The following is a 1,694-nucleotide window of genomic DNA, read 5'->3' as shown; positions in this document are numbered from 1 at the left end:
CTTTTAAATTATATATAATTAATAGCTACTTTTTCTTTTCATGAATATTAATTCAAAATATTTGAATAAATGTGTTTTAAGTCAATTCTTAATTAAATACTAATTCTGACAAAATTAGTGAATTTTTAGAAATAAAAACGAAATTACCAAGTTAGAATAATATTTCAATACCAGATAACTTTTAGAGTAGCTTCATGTTGCTGTTGGCATAATACACTTCAAATTATCTACTACTTTTTCGATTTTTGTTTGATAGAATACGAACAAATAATGCTCGAAAAGTAGGTGAATTATCTACTACTTTTAATAAAAACAAGTATTATCTATCTTCAAAATAATTATTTAAAAACCAAAATGAGTTTATCAACTCAGAGTTGATAAACTCCCTAACAAAGGACATACTTCCTAAAAAGAGTATGGATTCCAGGATGTTAAATCACTTCATTATCCCTTAAAAAATCAATTAAATTCAAATGAATTATTCCATCATGAGACATATCCACATCATCCATGGTTATTACGTATTTTGGATAATTATCTTGAATACTCTTTAATGGTTTAAATTCTCTTTCAACAGTTTCTTCACTTGCCAATAAATAAGAAACTTGAATGTAAATGAGTTTGTTTTGTTTTTTGCATACAAAATCCACTTCCAGGCTATCAACTTTACCAATGGTGATTTCATATCCTCTTCTTAAAAGTTCCAAATAAACAATATTTTCGATTACACGAGTGATATCCCGTTGATTGTTTCCTATTATTGCCTGTCTAAAACCCAAATCACATAGATAATATTTTTCATCATATTTTAATATTCTTTTACCCTGTAAATCTTCGCGCTTTACCTGATAAATCAGGCATGCATTTTCAAAGAATTTCAGATAATTGTAAATTGTATTTACAGATAAGTTTACCATATCCTGCTTTAGTCTTTTATGAATTTTATTTGCGGAAAATGGCTGGCTAATGTTATACATTACAAATCTCATAATCCTTTCCAACAAGTCGACATTTTTAACATTATTTCTTTGAATTATATCTTTAAGGACAATAGAATTGTATAAATCAATTAAAATTAGTCTTTTATCACCACCCCGATAGTCAAATGTGGAAGGCATGCCCCCATCTTCCAAATATCTATAAAAATGAGTTTTAAAATCAGAGGTAATTTCGTAGTAATCAAGATATTCCCTAAAAGAAAATGGATATATGTTTAATTCCACATAGCGGCCAGACAAATATGTGGCAAACTCTCCGGACAACAATTTTGAGTTTGATCCAGTAATGTATATGTCATAATTTTCTTTTGCAAAGTAAGAGTTGATTAATTTTTCCCATTGGGGAACAACCTGTATCTCATCAAAAAACAGATAAATTTTGCCATCAATATTTTCCGTTTTATTGGATATGAACTCTTCAAGCTTTTCAATATTGTCTATTTCAAAATAATCACTTAATTCAAAGTTCATCCAGACAATATTATCTTCAGGTATTCCTTGTTTTATTAATGAATCAATAATTTGTTTTAATATGGTTGACTTGCCCGAACGTCTTGTTCCTATTAAAACTTTAATGATATGTTTATTTATAAAAGGATTGATTTTATCAATATAATCTTTTCTTTGAATAATCATTAAAATCACACTTCTTTTTATAATTATTAATTTATCATAACTATCATATAAATTTTTCAG

The 1,694-nt window shown here is 27.0% G+C and carries 1 protein-coding gene; it reads right to left on the bottom strand.

Annotated elements, in window-relative coordinates:
* Positions 1 to 431: 431 nt before the first annotated feature.
* Positions 432 to 1,631 (bottom strand): ATP-binding protein, encoded by a 1,200-nt coding sequence (locus UIB65_RS06920; protein WP_342674256.1) that lies wholly within the window; start codon positions 1,629 to 1,631, stop codon positions 432 to 434.
* Between the last annotated feature and the right edge of the window lie 63 nt (positions 1,632 to 1,694).

The sequence above is a fragment of the Methanobrevibacter sp. genome (assembly GCF_036307625.1).
Taxonomy (GTDB): domain Archaea; phylum Methanobacteriota; class Methanobacteria; order Methanobacteriales; family Methanobacteriaceae; genus Methanocatella.
The sequence above is the reverse complement of the archived record's forward strand: the minus strand, read 5'-3'. Positions and strand labels throughout refer to the sequence as shown.